Here is a 17,747-nt window from a genome sequence, read left to right as displayed (position 1 = left end):
TTGAGATTTCGACAACCTCATTCTGGCACAACTGATGCCGTAGGGGGCCGTCCACCCCATCAACCACAGGGTGCGGCTGTGTAAGGAAAGTGTCGACCGGATCGCTTCACCGATAGATTTCCGCGGTATGGGTCCCGGCCTTCGCCGGGACGACGGGATTCTTGACTCGTCTCGGTGCTCCTTTCACAACCTTGGGCAACACATTTGGAGGAACGCATGTTCAAGGATCTGTTTTCACTCAAGAGCCGCGTTGCGCTGGTGACGGGCGGATCGCGCGGCATCGGCAGGATGATCGCCGCGGGCTTCCTCGCGCAAGGCGCGGCCAAGGTCTACATCACCGCGCGGAAAGCCGGGCCGTGCGAGGAGACCGCAAAGGAGCTTTCGGCGGAGTATGGCGGCGAATGCATCGCGCTGCCGATCGACATCTCCGGTCTCGCCGGCATCGAGATGCTGGCCGCCGAGATCAAGAAGCGCGAGCCGAGGCTCGACATCCTCGTCAACAATGCCGGCGCGGCATGGGGCGCCGACTTCGACGAGTTTCCGGAAAGCGGCTGGGACAAGGTGATGAACCTCAACGTCAAGGCGCCGTTCTTCCTGACCAAGGCGCTGGCGGCGCCGCTGCGCGCGGCCGCAAGCGCCGAGCGGCCGGCGAAGGTGATCAACATCGCCTCGATCGACGGCATCTTCGTCAACCCGCTGGAGACCTATTCCTATGCCGCAAGCAAGGCCGGCTTGATCCACCTGACGCGGCGGATGGCGGTGAAGCTGATCGGCGATCATGTGGTGGTCACCGCGATCGCGCCGGGGCCGTTCAAATCGGACTTGAACCGCGCGGCGCGCGACAATGCCGAGGAGGTCGCGACGAAGGTGCCGTCGGGCCGGATCGGCACCGACGAGGACATGGCGGGTGCTGCGATCTATCTCGCCTCCCGCGCCGGCGACTATGTGGTCGGCGCCACCATCACGGTGGACGGCGGCATCGTCTATGCGAATGCCGGGATCAAGGGCAGCGGCTGGGATTCGTAGCGAGGTACGCATTCGTAGCGGGTGGAGCGAAAGCGAAACCCGGGACATCGGAGTCGATGTTTACGGGCGGCCCCGGGTTACGCTTGCGCTCCACCCGGGCTACGGGACTAAGATCGCCCGCGGCAGCGTCACTCGTATTCGTGGTCAGCGCGCGGCGCGTTGGGCAGTTCGCGATCGAGCGCCTCCCGGTATCGCAGGCAGCCACGCAAGAATTTCGGCCATGGCGGGACGGCAACCTCCGGCGCAACCCGTTCGGGAAGCAGCCCCCACAGGTCGGGATGATGCCAGCACAAATCGTGACCAGTGCTGTCCCGGTGCGCGCGGATACCTGCCCGCAGGCGTTTCACCTCCGCGACCAGTTGGTCGCGGTCCATCCCTTCAAGGTCATGGTCGGGGTCCATGCCGTCTTCTCCCCGAATGCCAGGTTACGACTCGATCTTCACATACTCGAAATCGCCGGGCTTGTTGTCGATACCTACCTTTGGCGCTGAGATCCAGGAGGCGAATTTCCCAATCTCGGTGACGGGCTTCATCAGCGAAGCGATGAACTCGCCATCTTCGATGGTCGGCAACCATTCAGTCTTGCGTTTGTTCCAGGTGGCTGCGTCGATCAGGATTCCCTCGGGCGTCGCCTCGATGTCCTTGAACTCGCCGATGGCGCGATGGAAGGCGACGTGCGGCACTGCGAGCTTGTAGTCGTAGCCTGATGTCGAGATCACCTTGTTCCAGCGCAGCATGCCCTTCACGCAGTCCTGGGTGTAGTCGTCGCGCAGGCGCATGTTGAGCGCGGTCAGCGCCGGCTCGTCGACCAGCTTGAGCTCGCCGTCGATCAGTTTCAGCACCGGATAAGTCGAGTTCTGGAGCTGATGATCGTCATCGATCGTCGTCTCCTTGTAGCGGCCCTTGATGCCGGCGTTGAAGGCGTTGGCGGCGTTGGTCGAGACCTCGGAGCCGAACAAATCGAGCGACAGCGAATAGTGCAGGTTCAGCTTCTTCTGGATGGTCGGCAGGTCGATCACACCGAGCGCCCGCACTTTCGCGATGTCGGTCGGATCCTCGATACCGGCTTCGCGCATCGCCTCGCAGGTCCGCTGCACGACGCGGCTGATGCCGGTTTCGCCGACGAACATGTGGTGCGCCTCTTCCGTCAGCATGAAGCGGCAGGTGCGCGACAGCGGGTCGAAGCCGGACTGTGCCAGCGAATGCAACTGCATCTTGCCGTCGCGGTCGGTGAAATAGGTGAACATGAAGAAGGAGAGCCAATCCGGCGTCGCCTCATTGAAAGCACCCAGCATGCGCGGTGCGTCGGCATCGCCCGAGCGGCGGCGCAACAGGTCATCCGCCTCCTCGCGGCCGTCGCGGCCGAAATATTTCTGCAGCAGATAGACCATCGCCCAGAGATGGCGGCCTTCCTCAACATTGACCTGGAACAAATTGCGCATGTCGTAGAGCGAGGGCGCGGTCTTGCCGAGGTGGCGCTGCTGCTCGACGGAGGCCGGCTCGGTGTCGCCCTGGATCACGATCAGCCGCCGCAACATGGCGCGATGCTCGCCCGGCACTTCCTGCCAGGCAGGCTCGCCATAATGGGCACCGAACGGCACCACGCGGTTCTCTTCCTGCGGCGCCAGCAGGATGCCCCAGCGATATTCGGGCATCTTGACGTAGTCGAACTTGGCCCAGCCGCGCGGATCGACCGAATAGGCGGTGCGCAAATAGACCAGCGATTGCTGAAAACCTTCCGGCCCCATGTCGCTCCACCAGTCCATGTAGCCGGGATGCCAGCCCTCCAGCGCCTTCAGGACCTGACGATCCGCCGACAGATTCACGTTGTTGGGAATCTTGGTCGAGTAGTCGACGTTCATGATGTTCATGTTCATGGGGACCTCCCGTTGGAGATAATCTCGTTCAAAGCTTGCTACCGAACACGCGCTCGCGAATAGCGAATGGCGAGTAGCGAATGGAATCCTATTCGCCATTCGCTATTCACTATTCGCCCTAAACTCTCGTCATATCGAACTGCGCCTTCTGGCCGGTGCCGTAGCGGCGCAGCGCGCCCTCTTCGCCGACCGCATTGGGGCGCTGGAAGATCCAGTTCTGCCACGCGGTCAAACGCGCAAAGATTTTCGATTCCATGGTCTCGGGACCGACGAAGCGCAGGTTCGCTTCCATGCCGGTGAGGCCGTCGGGGGAGAAGCTGGTGCGCTCCTCGAGGAACACGCGCACCTCGTCGTCCCAGTCGATGTCGTCGAGCGCGAAGGTGACGAGGCCGAGCTCCTCGGCCTCTTCCGCATCGAGCGCCTTGCCGATCGCGCCACGCGCGCGCTCCAGATCGGCAGGATCGGCCTGGAAGCGCGATTGCAGCCGGGTGAGCCCGTGGCTCATCGGATAGGGTCCAAAATTCATCGCGGTGAGCTGGATCGCGGGCGGCGGGCGGTTGTCGCCCTCGCGCGAGCCGATCAGCATGTAGGAGCGATCGGCCGCGAACACGAGTTCGGCGAGCGTGCCGACGAAGCAGGAGCCGGGCTCGACCAGCGTCACCAGCGTGCGCGAGGTGACGTCGATGCGCTTCAGCACGCGCTTCCAAATGTGCCTGATCTCGTTGACCAGCCAATATGTCTTGTTGGCCTCGCGGAAGTCGTCATAGGCGGCGACACGAGCGGGATCGCCGTGGCTCTTGAACACCAGCATCGCGATCCCAAGCTCGTTGATGCGCAGATGCAGGATCGCATCGTCAAGCTCGCGCGCGACCTGCAGCGGCCAGAACGCGGCGCCTTGCGCGATCAGGCCGTCGACATCGGCAGGCGGCGCAGCCTCCGGCGCCTGGATCGAGATCGTCGCGATGCGCGCAGGCCGATCGATATCGACGCTGACGAAGCCGTAGCGGATGCTGTTCTCGTCGATCACGCGGTTGAGCGGCGAGAGCGCAATGCCCTTGCCGCTGCCGTTGCGGGTCGATTTGGCGGCGAATTCCTTGACGCGCTCGGCGAGCTTGCCTTCCAGCTTGCTGTTCGGCGCGATCTCGTCGACGAGGCGCCACTGCACCGCGCGCTTGCCCTTGATGCCCTCCTCGATGGTGCAGAAGAAGTCGGCATGGTCGCGGCGCACCTTGCGCTTGTCGACGACGCGCGTCAGCCCGCCGGTGCCCGGCAGCACCGCGAGCAGCGGCACTTCCGGCAGCGCCACGGCGGCCGCGCCGTCGTCGGCGAGGATGATGTGGTCGGTCGCGAGCGCGAGCTCATAGCCGCCGCCGGCCGCGGTGCCGTTGACGACAGTGATGAAGCGTTGGCCGGAATTCTCGGAGGAGTCCTCGATCCCGTTGCGGGTCTCATTGGTGAATTTGCAGAAATTGACCTTGTGCGCGTGCGTCGAGCCCGCGAGCATGCGGATGTTGGCGCCGGCGCAGAACACGCGGTTCTTGCCCGAGCGCATCACCACGACCTTCACATCGGGGTGCTCGAAGCGCAGCCGCTGCACGGCGTCAGCGAGTTCGATGTCGACGCCGAGGTCGTAGGAATTGAGCTTGAGCTGGTAGCCTTCGAACAGGCCGGCATTCTCATCGACGTCCATGGTCAGGGTTGCGACCTCGCCGTCGACATCAAGCTTCCAATGCCGGTACCGGGACGGCTCGGTCTGAAAATCGATGTATTTCGCGCCGTTTGCGAGCACGCGATCCTCACCGGCCATGAGCCACCCTTGTGCGTTATTGGTTATCTGATCATGCACAATAATGCATGTTTTTGATTTGGTCTAGTCAAGAACGCGAGAACATGCACTTTGTTTCATGTTCCAACCGTTAGGCCAGCGGCCTAAGCCGCTTGCGGCTGGTCAGTCCGCAACGCCGCCTCGGCGAAATCGGCAATCGTCTTGAGCGTTGCCTCCGGCGCCTCGCGATGTGGCGAATGGCCGGCACCTGGAATGACCGTCACATCGACCGGGCAGTAGCACTCTTCCTTGGCCATCTCGGCCTGGCGCAACGTTCCGTACTGGTCGGCCTCGCCCTGCAGGATCGCGATGGGCACGCGGATATAGGCGAGGTATTCGGAAATATCCCAGTCGCGGAATTTCGGATCGAGCCAGGCGCCGTTCCAGCCGTAGAAGGCGTTGTCGACATCCTTGTGCCAGCGCGCCATCCTCTCCTTCAGGTTCGTGCTCTCGTACATCGTCTTGATCTCGGCGATCGACTTCACCGAGATGTCCTCGACGATGAAGTGCGGCGCGATCAATGCAATGCCCTGCAGGCGATGGTCCTGGTGCGAGCCGGCGTAGATCGCCGCGATCGACGCGCCATCGGAATGCCCGACGAAAAGCCCGCGGCGGAAGCCGATGACATCCAGCAGTTCCGGCAGCACCTCCTGCGCTTCGATGTGCATATAGTCGAGCGGGCGCGGCAGCTTCACCGGGCTCGAGGCGCCATAGCCGGCGCGCGAATAGGCGAACACGCCGGCGCCGGTCGTGTCCTGAAGCTGTTCCGGAAAGTCGCCCCACAGCCCGACCGAACCCAGGCCTTCATGCAGCATCACAATGGTCGGCGCCGTGTCGGGAGCCGGGCCGATCATGCGGTATTCGAGATCGGAGCCGTTGATGTTGAGAAAGCCTGATGGTGCGAGATTTGCCATAACGTCTCCTGCTCAGTCATTCCGGACGGGTCGCGCAGCGACCCGATCCGGAATCTCGAGATTCCGGGTTCGTCCTTCGGACGCCCCGGAATGACGGCGTCATTTGCGGTCGCCGTCCCGCAACTTGAAGCGCTGGATCTTGCCTGTCGCGGTCTTCGGCAGGCTCTCGACCACGTCGATCCAGCGCGGATATTTCCACGGGCCGATCTTCTGCTTGACGTACTCCTTGAGCGCCTCGTGCAGGCCATCGGTGTTCGCATCCGCGCGCAGCACCACGAAGGCCTTCGGCTTGAGCAATCCTTCCGGATCGGCTTCCGGCACGACGGCGGCCTCCAGCACGGCGGGATGGGTGATCAGCGCGCTCTCGACCTCGAAGGGCGAGACCCAGATGCCGGAGACCTTGAACATGTCGTCGCTGCGGCCGCAGAAGGTATAACGGCCCTCGGCATCGCGGATGTATTTGTCGCCGGTGCGGGTCCAATGACCTTCGAAGGTCTGCCGGCTCTTGCTGCGCTGATTCCAGTAGCCCTCGCCGGCGGAGGGCGCATCGACCAGCAGTTCGCCGACTTCGCCATCCGGCACGTCGGCGCCGTTTTCGTTGACGAGCCTCACTTTGTAGCCGGGCACGGGGCGGCCGGACGAGCCGTATTTGATGTCGCCGGGCGCATTCGACAGGAAGATGTGCAAGAGCTCGGTCGAGCCGACGCCGTCGAGGATGTCGACGCCGAAGCGCGCCTTCCAGGCGTTGCCGACGGATTCCGGCAGCGCCTCGCCGGCGGAGGTGCAGATGCGCAGCCGTTTCCCCGCGGGCGTCGTCTTCGACGCTTCATCGTTCAGCATCGACGCGAACAGCGTCGGCACGCCGTAGAAGATGGTCGGATGATATTTGTTCATCAGCGCAAACATCACCGCGGGTGTCGGCCGCTCGGAATTGAGGATCGTGGTGGCTCCGACCGACATCGGGAAGGTGAGCGCGTTGCCGAGGCCGTAAGCAAAGAACAGCTTTGCCGCTGATAGCCCGACGTCGTTCTCCTGGATGCCGAGCACCTGCCTGGCGTACGTCTCCGCCGTGGCGGCGAGGTTGGAATGCAGGTGGCGCACGCCCTTGGGCATGCCGGTCGAGCCCGAGGAATAGAGCCAGAATGCGGGCTCGTCGGGATGGGTCGCGGCGGTCGTGAAGTCATCGTCCTCGCGCGCCAGCTCGTCGGAAAATGTCTTGTGGCCGTGCGCGTCATTGCCGGAGACGACAACATGCTCGAGGTCAGGCATCCGCCCGACGATGTCCTTCACCACCGGCAGCAGCGCTTCGGAGATGAACAGCACTCGCGCGCGGCAGTCGGCGAGCACATAGGCGTATTGATCGGCGGTGAGCAGTGTGTTCAGCGGCACCGGCACCACGCCGGCGCGGATCGCGCCCAGAAACACGATCGGGAAATCGACCGTGTCGAGCATGATCATCGCCACGCGCTCCTCGCGGCGGACGCCGAGACGACGCAGCAGATTGCCAAGACGGCGTGTCTGCCGCTGCAGCTCGCCGTAGCTGAGTTGCGAGACGGTGTCGTCGAAGACGAGCTTGTCGCCGCGGCCCTCATCGACGTTGCGGTCCAATAGCCAGGTCACCGCGTTGTAGGAGGTGCCGCTCATGCCCTGCTCCCTACGCCAAAGCACGCCACCACGTCTCTCCCCAGATTTAAGAATTATAATTCATAGAAAGCCACCGGAGCGGCTTGCTGTCAATCCTGGTCGGCACTATCCTTCCTGACTTCTCCGTGCGTGGGGGATATGACCGAAAAGCCCGATCCCGAAACCGATTTCCTCGAACAGCTCGGCCAGCGCGTGCGCACGATGCGCGCGCTGCGCGGCATGTCGCGGAAAGTGCTCGCCAAGGTTTCGGGAATTTCGGAGCGCTATATCGCGCAGCTCGAAAGCGGCAAGGGCAATGTCTCGATCGTGCTGCTGCGCCGGGTGTCGCACGCGATGGGGGCGCATCTGGAAGACCTGATCCCCTCCGCTGAGCCGGCGCCGGACTGGGCCGTGATCCGCGATCTCCTGCGCAAGGCGACGCCTGAGCAGATCGCTCATACCAAGGACATCCTCGCCGGCGGCAGCGCATCCGCGCCGCGGCGCTCCTCGTTCTCAGGCATTGCCCTGATCGGGCTGCGCGGCGCCGGCAAATCCACGCTCGGCAGGATGCTGGCGAAACGGATCGGCTGGAGCTTTGTCGAACTCAACAAGGAAGTCGAGCGCGAGAATGGCCTCTCCGTCGCCGAGATCATCGCGCTCTACGGCCAGGAAGGTTTCCGGCGCATGGAGCAGGTCGCGCTGAAGCAATTGCTGGCGCGGAACGAATTGATGGTGCTCGCGACCGGCGGCGGCATCGTCTCCGAGCCCCTCACCTTCGACCTGATCCTGTCGTCGTTCTACACGATCTGGCTCAAGGCCGAGCCAGAAGAGCACATGGCGCGGGTGCGCCGGCAAGGCGACCTGCGGCCGATGGCTGACGATCGCTCCGCGATGGCGGAGCTGCGCAACATCCTGGTCAGCCGCGAGCCGCTTTATTCGCGTGCGTCGGCCGTGGTGGATACCGCCGGCCTGTCCGTCGATGCCGCCGCCGCGCGGCTGATCGAAGCTGTGACGCCGGTGCTGCAGAATCAGGCGCGCAGTTTTGGATTGCGCAGCGTGGCGATGTAGCCTGCAACGCGACGACCGCGTAGCCCGGGTGGAGCGCAGCGCAACCCGGGAAAACTCCATCCGCCCGCGAAACACCCCGGATTACGCTTCGCTTCATCCCGGCTACACGCGTCAGAGCAGCCTGCTCTTCACATCCTCCGCTCCCTCTCGCAGCAGCGGCAGGAAGCGTTCGATCAATTCTTCCGTCGGCACGCGATCGACATGGGCGCCCATATTGATGGCGGCGACGATGGTGTCGTCGTACCGGCGGACCGGCACCGAGATCGAGCGGAAATGCGGCTCGGCTTCGCGGTCCACCAGCGAGTAACCCTTTTGCCGATCGGCGATGATGGCGGCGAGCAGCCGCTTCGGATCGGTCACCGTCTGCGGCGTCAGCGCCTCGCGGCGCATTGCCTTTAGTCTCGTTGCCAATTCATCATCGGTGAAGCGACCGAGCATGGCGCGGCCGACCGACGTGCAGAAGGCCGGCAGGCGGTAGCCGATATCGAGACCGCTGGAGAACATCCTCGCCGGGCTGCCGCGCGCGACGAACACGACCTCGTCGCCATCGAGCAGCGCGAGCGAACTGATCTCCTGCGCCGCGCTCGCGATGCGATCGAGCACCGGCTGCAGCACCGCGATCACCTGGTTCGAACGCAGGTACGATCCTGCAAGCGTCAGCACATGCGCCGTGAGCGTGAACAGCTTGCCATCGGTCGCGACGAACCCGCCGCGTTCAAGCGTGAACAGGATGCGCCGTGCCGTGGCACGCGGCAGGTCGGCGGCGCGCGCCAGATCGCTCAGCGACGCAGGTCCGGTGATGGTGCCGAAGATCTGCAGCAGCCGCAGGCCACGGTCGAGGCTCTCGACGAAATCGGTGGCGCGCTCTTCGCGATCCTCACGCTTCAGCTTCGGCATGGGTCCGTCCTGGCGGCACGATCAAAAATTGTGCTTGCCGCTCGATTAAGCCATGGCATAATTCGCCCATTCGTTCAATAGGCGAACAAATCTGAGCGCCCGGGGAGGACCGCCGCCATGATGAGTCAGGAGCAGAACGACCTGATCACCCGCACCGGGCCGAAGGATCCGTGCGGGAAATTGATGCGAATGTACTGGCAGCCAGCGGCGCTGGTGGACGAGCTCGAGGGGCCGCGGCCGGTGCGTCCGGTCAGGCTGCTTGGCGAAAACCTCGTGCTGTTTCGCGACGAGCAAGGCCGCTACGGCCTGATCGACCGCCACTGCGCGCATCGCGGCGCCGACCTCGCCTTCGGCCGGCTCGAACATGGCGGGCTGCGCTGCGCCTTCCACGGCTGGCTGTTCGACGTCACCGGCCAATGCCTCGAGACGCCGGCCGAGCCGAGGAGCTCGCAGCTCTGCAAAGGCATCCGGCAGCGCTCCTATCCCGTGGTCGAGAAGAGCGGCATCCTCTGGGCCTATCTCGGCGAAGGCAGCCCGCCCGCCTTTCCGGAGATCGACTGCTTCGTGGCGCCCGGCAGCCACACCTTCGCATTCAAGGGCCACATGAACTGCAACTGGCTGCAGGCGCTCGAAGTCGGCATCGATCCCTCGCACGCCTCCTATCTGCACCGCTTCTTCGAAGACGAGGACACCTCGACTGCCTACGGCAAACAGTTCCGCGGCGCTTCCGCGGGATCCGACATGCCGATGACCAGGATCCTGCGCGAATATGACCGTCCCATCATCAATGTCGAGCACACCGAATATGGCCTGCGGTTGATCGCGCTGCGCGAACTCGACGACGAGCGCACGCATGTTCGCGTGACCAACCAGCTTTTCCCGCACGGCTTCGTCATCCCGATGAGTACGGAGATGACGATCACGCAGTGGCATGTGCCTGTCGATGACGAGAACTGCTATTGGTACGCGATCTTCACCAGCTACGCGGCGCCGGTCGACAAGAAGAAAATGCGCGACCAGCGGCTCGAGCTCTATGAGCTGCCCGACTACATCTCGCGCAAGAACAGGTCGAACGATTACGGCTTCGATCCGCACGAGCAGATGACCGCGACTTATACCGGCATGGGCAACGACATCAACGTCCACGACCAGTGGGCGGTGGAATCGATGGGCCCGATCCAGGACCGTACCAAGGAGCATCTCGGCCAGAGCGACAAGGCGATCGTGCAGTATCGCCGGCTGCTGCGGCAGGAGATCGAAAAGGTGTCCGGCGGCGAGAAGCCGATGCTGTTCCTCGACGAGGCGACGTCCCGCAGCATCCAGGGGCCCGCGACCATGGACGGCATAGGGCCGACCCAGGGCTGGGAGCTCTACTGGATGGAAGTCGACGTCAAGCGGCGCCGCGGTGCACCGTGGGCCGCGCCGGTGCCGAGCGAGATCGCCGGCAAGGTGCAGCATCTCTCGGCGGCCGAATGATGTTGCTTTCCCCGTCATTGCGAGCCAAGCGAAGCAATCCATTGCCTCCGCGCGCGTGGATGGATGGATTGCTTCGCGCGGCCTGTCATCGGGCGGCGCTTCGCGCCGACCCGGTGGCTCGCAATGACGACCAATGCAAAGGAACGGCGCGTTGAGCTTTGTTGAGCGTCACGGCCTGTGGTCGGATGAGCAGAAGGAGGCGGCGGTGCGGGTCCGCCGCATCGTCGAAGAGAAGAACCTCGAAGTCATCAGGCTGTCGTTGCCGGACCAGCACGGCATCCTGCGCGGCAAGACGCTGATCGCAAGCGAAGCGGTGCGCGCGCTGGAAAGCGGCTGCTCGATCACCACGACCATGCTGGCCAAGGACACCTCGCACAAGACGGTGTTCCCGGTGTTTACCACCGGCGGCGGCTTCGGCATGAAGGAGATGGAGGGCGCCGCCGACGTGCTGATGGTGGCCGATCCCACCACGTTCCGCGTGCTGCCATGGGCACCCACGACAGGCTGGCTGCTCTGCGACATCTATTTCAATGACGGCCGTCCGGTGCCTTTCGCGACGCGCAGCCTCTATCGCAGGGTGCTCGATCAGCTCGGCGCGCGCGGCTATGATTTCGTTGCGGGTCTCGAGGTCGAATTCCACCTCTTCAAGCTCGACGACGCGCATATGGCGCCGGAGGACTCGGGCCAGCCGGGCCGGCCGCCCTCGGTCAGCCTGCTCTCGCACGGCTATCAATACCTGACCGAGCAGCGTTACGACCAGATGGAGCCGGCGCTGGAGATCATCCGCCGCGACGTGCTCGCGCTCGGCCTGCCGCTGCGCTCGGTCGAGGTCGAGTTCGGCCCGAGCCAGTGCGAATTCACTTTCCAGCCGACCGCAGGCATCGAACCCGCCGACACCATGGTGCTGTTCCGAGCCGCGGTGAAGCAGATCGCGCGGCGGCATGGCTATCACGCGACCTTCATGTGCCGGCCGAAACTGCCCAACGTCTTTGCGTCTGGCTGGCACCTGCATCAGTCGCTGGTGTCCCGCACAAGCGGCGAGAATGCGTTCATGGCGAAGGAGACCGACCAGGCCTTGAGCCCGTTCGGGTCCTGCTACCTCGCCGGGCTGTTGCAGCATGCCCGCGCCTCCACCGTGTTCACGACGCCGACCATCAACGGCTACAAGCGCTACCGTTCCTATTCGCTAGCACCGGACCGTGCCATCTGGGGCCGCGATAATCGCGGCGTGATGATCCGCGTGCTCGGCGGCGCGGGCGATCCGGCGACACGGGTGGAGAACCGGATCGGGGAGCCGGCCGCCAATCCTTATCTCTACATGGCCTCGCAGATTCTGTCGGGACTCGACGGCATCGACCGCAAGCTCGATCCCGGGCCGTCGGCCGACACGCCCTATGAGACCAAAGCGGCGCTATTGCCGAAGAGCCTGCGCGAGGCGGTGTTCGCGCTGAGCGACGATCCGTTCTTCCGCCAAGCGTTGGGCGCGGAGTTCGTCGATTACTACGTGCATATCAAGAACGCCGAGATCGAGCGTTTCCAGGCCGAAGTGTCCGACTGGGAGCATCGCGAATATTTCGAAATGTTCTGAATCGGCGGACGCCGCGGAGAAGGACAGTAGCCCTCACCAAATGACGGCGGTATCCGTCACGCGCGCGTGACTCGGTTTCGTGCTTCGTCGCCCGACGAAATCCACTATGACCGCCACGAAACCATTTTCGCGACGCCGCGAAAATCTCCTGAAAGAATAAGGGGTCAACATACCCCTCCATGATCAACAGCGGAGTTCGATCATGTTGGCATATCTCATCGGCATCATTTACCACTTCGCCTGCCGCGCCAGCCTTATCCAGATGGGCCGGCATCATCTGGGCCGCTGACTTCAGCGGAAAGCATTTAGGTGCGCCCGTCTGACCGGCGTATCAGACCACTGAGTTTTGCTTGATGACCTCACGGTAGAACGACGCGCTCAGTTTCGGCGTACGGTGTTGCGTCTTGAAGTCGACCCGATAGATCCCGAACCTTTTCTGATAGCCGTCCGCCCATTCGAAATTGTCGATCAGGCTCCACAGGAAGTAGCCGGCCACGGGCACTCCCTGCGACGTCGCGCGCTGCAGTTGCTGCAGATAATTCCGGAGATACATCACCCGATCGAGGTCGTAGACATTGCCGTCCGCGTCGGGTTCGTCCGCCGACGACGTCCCGTTCTCGGTGATATAGATCGACCGCACGCCCCACAGCTTCGCCGCGTGACGCGGCGCCCAGTACATCGCCTCGGGTCCGAACCGGAGCCAATCCGCATCCATGTGAGGGAATGATGCTGGAAACGGCGCCAAGGTGAAGCCGCGCTCATTATCGGCGGCCAGCACGTAATGGTCGGGCTTGTAGATGTTCAGCCCCAGAAAATCGATCGGCGACGAGATGATGCGGAGATCTTCAGTCGTGTATTTTGGAGCATCCTTTCCGGCCTGAGCCAGAAAGCCGTCGATGTACTGTCCCTCGAGTATCACGGTCAGATAGCCGCCGTTGAGTTCGCGTGTCGCAATTTCTGCGGCGCGCACGTTCGCGGGTGTGTCGATCGCCGGTATGCAGACGACCAGATTCTCCGCGGGCCCGACCTTGGTTCCCGGCCGGCCACGCGCACGGATCGCCTGCACCGAAAGGCCATGGCCCAGCGCGACGTTGTGACGGACCTGATTCAACTCGGCTTGCGGCAGTTTCAAACCCGGGGCGTCGATCCCAAGGCCGTGGCCGAGATGAACGAGCCTCGAACATTCGTTGATGGTGAAGATGTGGCTGACGCGATCGGTCAAGCGCTCGGCGACATAAGCCGCGTAGTCCGCAAAGGCCTTCGCGGTGTCGCGAGACATCCAGCCGCCGAAACGGTCCTGCAACGCCTGGGGCAGATCCCAATGATAGAGCGTGGCAAACGGCTCTATGTCGTTTGCCAGGAGTTCGTCGATCAACCGATCGTAGAAGTCCAGGCCTTTCGGATTTGGCGTGCCCGATCCATCCGGGAAGATACGCGGCCAGGCGATCGAGAAACGATACGCCGTGGCTCCCAGCGCCTTCATCAACTGGACGTCGTCGCGGTACAGGCGATAATGATCATCCGCGACATCCGCATTGCTGTTATCGATGATGGTCCCTGGCGTGCGGGCAAAACCATCCCAGATCGCGGGCCCACGTCCGTCTTCGTTGACGGCTCCTTCGATCTGATAGGCCGAGGTCGCCGTGCCCCAACGGAAGTCGACCGGAAATCCGGCCAGCGAATTTTCAGCGGCGGCTCTGACCTCCTGCGACCTGCCAGCATCGGCCGGATGGACCGGCGCGGCCGACAATCCGAGCGCTGCCCCTCCGGCGAGCGTTGCGAAATGACGCCGTGAAAGTCCATCCAGCGACATCGACGTACTCCAGAAATTTCACCGGTCGCGCGACGACCACAGCGCGGCGCCAAGCAGGAACAACGCGGCCGCGGTCCACAACGACTGCCAGTTTTGAAAGCCTTCATTCAGCAGGAGGTAGACCGCGGCGGCCGCGAACAGGCCCGCGAATACCGACTCGGACGTTGCGCAGACTTCCGGCTTTCGACGGTTCAGCAGCGTCACCACCAGGATCGGCACCGCCGCCATGGTCAAGCTGGCAAACGGGAAGTCGCGCGACCGCGGGTCGAACATGAGGCCCAGTGCACTTTCCGTTGCGGCCAGGGCGGTGACGAAAAGCACCGCGCCGAGAAGCAGTGCCGGCAAGGATCGCGCTCGCATCTCACGTGGTCCGATCAATTCCGCAAACGCTGGGAGCGCGCGGCCCGACATCAAGGCGTTCATGCACAGGAGCGGCAGAACCGTTGCTGCGATCAACAGCGATCCTTGCCGCATCAATCCGGCAAAGCCGTAGCTTTCGTAGAGCGCATTCTCGACGCTCATACCGAGCAGGATTCCGCCGACGGTGGCGGATGCCGCCACCGCAAGCCACCGCGGCAATGCCGTTGGCGCAGCCGAGCGCAAGCGCGCCAACAACGCCGTGACGAACACGGCAATGCTGAAAGCCAGTCCAGCGCCGAGCTGCAGCTTCCAGAACGGATAGTTGCTGACGGCGGCTCCGGGTGAATATTTCAGCCGCCGGCTTGCTCCATCGAGCCACCCCCAATGAGCGCCCACCGTCCCTTCCCACTGGCGCTTCCATGGCTCGTCATACGCTTCGAACAAATTGACACGAACGTTCTCCCGACTAGCCTTGTCGAGGAGGTCGAAGGTGAAGCGCGCCTGATTGATGCGCGATGGCAGCGCGCCGTCGCGCATGCGTCCTCGGCTCGGCCAGCCGGCCTCGCCGATGAAGATCTCCTTTCCGGGAAATGCGAGAGCGACCTTGTTGCGTGCGTCGAGCACATGCTGGGGTGCGTGCTCGGCGCGGGGCGGAACGTCTTCCCAATAGGGCAGGACGTGGATCGTCACGAAATCGACCTCATGGCCGAGCTCCGGGTAGCGCAGCCAGAAGTCCCAGGTGTCGGCGTAGCTCACGGGGACGCTGACGCGGCCTTTGGCGGAGCGGATGGCTTCGCGAAGGCCCGCCTCGGGCAGTTCACCCCGAAGCAGCACCTCGTTGCCGACGATGACGGCGGTGACCACGTCAGTGAATTGGTTGGCCAGCGACACCGCAGTTTCGATGAGGCTGGCGTTCTTCAGACGATCACGTCCGATCCAGACGCCGAGGATCACCTTCAGCCCGACCTTTGACGCGAGCTCCGGCACCTTGTCCAAACCGTTCTCTACGGAGTAGATGCGGATGCAGTTGGTGATCTTGGCAAGATCGGCGATGTCTTCCGCGATCTGGTCCGGGCTGATGATGACGGAGGAATTCCACGGCGTCTGGTGGCCGCGGAATGGCGCGTAGGAAACACAATCCAGTTTTTTCGCGAGATCGACAGGCGCATGTCCCAATGAGACCGGCATCGCCAACCAGCACCAAACCGCAACAATCATGCCTATGGATAGCAAGAACAGCCACAGCGGCGCTGCAACCCTGAGCGGCGCTCTTGTGGCAGTGCCACCGGGCGACCGGCTCGCACGATTGGAGCTCAATACGGCGGGAACATCGAGCTGCATCAGGCAACGCTCCGGGCTGCATCCGAACCGACGATCGCAGCGGAGCGCGAGGAACCATCCAGGTCGCTGAAGAAAGCGATTGAAGACATTGTTTCAAATGCTTTAGCTTGGCTCGGTCAAGCCAAGGCTAAATTCCCAGATCGACCATAGGCAACTACGACAGACCACGTCCGTAGATTTACGGAACAAGTATAGCAGTGTCTTTCATTCGCCTACAAACGCAGGAATGGCAATGGGCAAGCTACGCGCGTTCTTGATGAAAGCCCCGGCGATTGCGCGGGGAAGCCATTGATGCGGCGACGCGAGTTCATTGCAGGCGCTGCGGCGCTGGCGGCCTATATGCAACTTTCGAGGCAGAGTAGTCTGCTGACGCCGGCCTATGGCGAGGTACTGCCCCTCGGCAATCCGCTGCCCACCGGCTTTTACAATTTTACCGGCTCTAACCTCCCCAATTGGCAGAGAGCATCGGCGGCGCAGCAGCGCGGGGAAGCCAATGCGATCATCGGGTGCCTCGGCGATTCAACGGTCGCCGGCCAGGGTGCCGCCAGCAATGAACTCGCCTCCAACGCCAAGAGCAAATCGTGGCCAACGCAATTGGCAAGACTGATCCCGAACGGAAGCTGGTCAAGCGTATGGGGTGACAACAACGTTAGCGCCGCTGCCGGCGACGTTCATGCCTTCGATGCGCGGCTTCATCGCACCGGTTGGGCGATCAGTAACATAAGGGCTTCCGGAACGCTCTGCGGAGGATCTTTTCACGGCCACCCGAGTGCGATTTCGCAGTCCTTCTCCCCGACAAACCCGATAGACACCATTGAAGTCTGGTACGCCCGCTCGCCCGAAAGCGGACGTTTCACGATCGATGTCGATGGAGCATCACCGCTGGCCGCGGTCGATTGCGCAGGCGCCAACGCGTTCATGAAGGCGACGGCGACCTGTACGCCCGGTCACCACACCATCAATCTCCGGAAGACGACCGATTCAAAAGACGTCTATTTGACCGGGCTGAGATGCTTCAACTCGGCAATCAGGGAAGTGTCCGTCTACAATCTTGGCGGCTGCCGCTGGGGCAGCGCTGATTTCGTGGTCGACAGCCACCCATGGAATACATTGCCGGCCGTCGCGGCGATAGCACCGAACCTGGTGATATTCCAGGCCGGCATCATCAACGATTGGGACGATCGCATTCCGCTTTCGACGGTCACCTCGAACATGACGACGGTGATCAATGCGCTGAAATCGGTGAACTGCGACGTGATCCTGATGAGCGGGGCTCCGTCCGAGGCGGGCGTCTTTGCGTCTTACCCGACGCAGGCAGCCTATGTTGCCAATATGAAATCGCTCGCTTACGCCGCCAATGTGCCGTTTATCGACATTTGGGGACTCTTTGGCGGGACCCTGGAATTCATCCGCGATGAACGATCCATTGCATCCGAACCAGACCGGCTACGCGCTCATCGCCGGCTATGCGGGCATCGCCATTCTCGATCCTTCCGCGCGCAGCCTGAGCTAGCACGAAGCAATCCACATCTCCACGATCGGCGCGATGGATTGCTTCCGCCTTCGCTCGTTGAGCTACGGCGGACAAGTCGCTGGCGCTCACAATGACGACCTGGGACGTCGTCCTGTCGAAAGACGGGACGACGTGGAGGGTTTCTGATTCAATTGTCAAACAGCTCTCCGCTGTCATCGTCCGGCTTGACCGGACGATCCAGTATCCCAGAGACGGCAGTGCTTGAATCGAGAGGCCGCCGGTTACTGGATGCCCGCCTTCGCGGGGCATGACGGTGGAGTTGGTGAGAGAATGTGAGTTCGCATTCTCGCGGCGCGTTACGCCCGAGCTTTGCTTCACTTTCCACCCTCCTCCCTATCAGAGGGCGCAGGGAAAGCCGGGTGCCGGTTGCACCCGTGGGTCCCGTGCAACAAAAAGCACGGGGGT

13 protein-coding genes are annotated in these 17,747 nt (G+C 62.9%); 5 read left to right on the top strand and 8 right to left on the bottom strand.

All coding sequences use genetic code 11. The annotated features are described in order from the left end of the window. Positions 1 to 216 precede the first annotated feature (216 nt). The gene (locus tag OZ411_RS40620) at positions 217 to 1,026 is read left to right on the top strand and encodes an SDR family oxidoreductase (protein WP_282532437.1); all 810 of its coding nucleotides are present in this window, start codon (positions 217 to 219) and stop codon (positions 1,024 to 1,026) included. 128 nt (positions 1,027 to 1,154) lie between these two features. On the opposite strand, the gene OZ411_RS40615 is transcribed toward OZ411_RS40620, so the two are convergent. The 5 genes from OZ411_RS40615 to OZ411_RS40595 form a co-directional block, all read right to left on the bottom strand. Then, complete coding sequence (locus OZ411_RS40615; RefSeq protein WP_282532436.1) at positions 1,155 to 1,427, bottom strand: hypothetical protein; 273 nt, start codon at positions 1,425 to 1,427, stop codon at positions 1,155 to 1,157. A 24-nt stretch (positions 1,428 to 1,451) separates the two neighbouring features. Then, a complete protein-coding gene (gene boxB / locus OZ411_RS40610) occupies positions 1,452 to 2,903 on the bottom strand; it encodes a benzoyl-CoA 2,3-epoxidase subunit BoxB (protein ID WP_282532435.1) in 1,452 nt (483 codons plus the stop codon). 118 nt (positions 2,904 to 3,021) lie between these two features. Beyond that, positions 3,022 to 4,710, bottom strand: a complete 1,689-nt coding sequence (gene boxC, locus OZ411_RS40605) for a 2,3-epoxybenzoyl-CoA dihydrolase (protein WP_282532434.1) — start codon at positions 4,708 to 4,710, stop codon at positions 3,022 to 3,024. Positions 4,711 to 4,832: 122 nt separating this feature from the next. Further along, entirely contained in the window at positions 4,833 to 5,642 is an 810-nt protein-coding gene (locus OZ411_RS40600; RefSeq protein WP_282532433.1) for an alpha/beta hydrolase, read from the bottom strand. Positions 5,643 to 5,741: 99 nt separating this feature from the next. Beyond that, positions 5,742 to 7,286: a benzoate-CoA ligase family protein gene (locus OZ411_RS40595; protein WP_282532432.1), complete on the bottom strand. Its 1,545-nt coding sequence runs from the start codon at positions 7,284 to 7,286 to the stop codon at positions 5,742 to 5,744. 138 nt (positions 7,287 to 7,424) lie between these two features. Between OZ411_RS40595 and OZ411_RS40590 the strand changes: the two genes are divergently transcribed. Then, on the top strand, positions 7,425 to 8,333 hold the full coding sequence (locus OZ411_RS40590) for a helix-turn-helix transcriptional regulator (RefSeq protein WP_130580574.1): 909 nt from the start codon (positions 7,425 to 7,427) through the stop codon (positions 8,331 to 8,333). Between the two features lie 111 nt (positions 8,334 to 8,444). Here the strand turns inward: OZ411_RS40590 and OZ411_RS40585 are convergent, their stop codons facing one another. Then, positions 8,445 to 9,230 (bottom strand): IclR family transcriptional regulator C-terminal domain-containing protein, encoded by a 786-nt coding sequence (locus tag OZ411_RS40585; protein ID WP_130580575.1) that lies wholly within the window; start codon positions 9,228 to 9,230, stop codon positions 8,445 to 8,447. Between the two features lie 117 nt (positions 9,231 to 9,347). On the opposite strand from OZ411_RS40585, the gene OZ411_RS40580 reads away from it, so the two are divergent. Together OZ411_RS40580 and OZ411_RS40575 are read left to right on the top strand one after the other, a co-directional pair. Then, the gene (locus tag OZ411_RS40580) at positions 9,348 to 10,706 is read left to right on the top strand and encodes an aromatic ring-hydroxylating dioxygenase subunit alpha (RefSeq protein ID WP_130580576.1); all 1,359 of its coding nucleotides are present in this window, start codon (positions 9,348 to 9,350) and stop codon (positions 10,704 to 10,706) included. A 151-nt stretch (positions 10,707 to 10,857) separates the two neighbouring features. Continuing rightward, positions 10,858 to 12,294 (top strand): glutamine synthetase family protein, encoded by a 1,437-nt coding sequence (locus OZ411_RS40575; RefSeq protein ID WP_282532431.1) that lies wholly within the window; start codon positions 10,858 to 10,860, stop codon positions 12,292 to 12,294. 331 nt (positions 12,295 to 12,625) lie between these two features. Here OZ411_RS40575 and OZ411_RS40570 read toward each other — a convergent pair whose 3' ends face one another. After that, positions 12,626 to 14,107, bottom strand: coding sequence for a GH1 family beta-glucosidase (locus tag OZ411_RS40570; protein WP_282532430.1), 1,482 nt, complete (start codon positions 14,105 to 14,107; stop codon positions 12,626 to 12,628). Positions 14,108 to 14,125: 18 nt separating this feature from the next. Continuing rightward, positions 14,126 to 15,655 carry a beta-(1-6) glucans synthase gene (locus OZ411_RS40565; RefSeq protein WP_282532429.1) on the bottom strand — a complete coding sequence of 510 codons (1,530 nt, stop codon included), beginning with the start codon at positions 15,653 to 15,655 and terminating at the stop codon, positions 14,126 to 14,128. Between the two features lie 444 nt (positions 15,656 to 16,099). Here OZ411_RS40565 and OZ411_RS40560 point away from each other — a divergent pair, with 444 nt between their 5' ends. Next, a complete protein-coding gene (locus OZ411_RS40560; protein WP_282532428.1) occupies positions 16,100 to 17,416 on the top strand; it encodes an SGNH/GDSL hydrolase family protein in 1,317 nt (438 codons plus the stop codon). Positions 17,417 to 17,747 lie beyond the last annotated feature (331 nt).

Origin of the sequence: Bradyrhizobium sp. Arg237L (assembly GCF_029990105.1) — a bacterium.
Lineage (GTDB): Bacteria > Pseudomonadota > Alphaproteobacteria > Rhizobiales > Xanthobacteraceae > Bradyrhizobium.
This window is presented reverse-complemented; position numbering and strand designations above follow the sequence as displayed.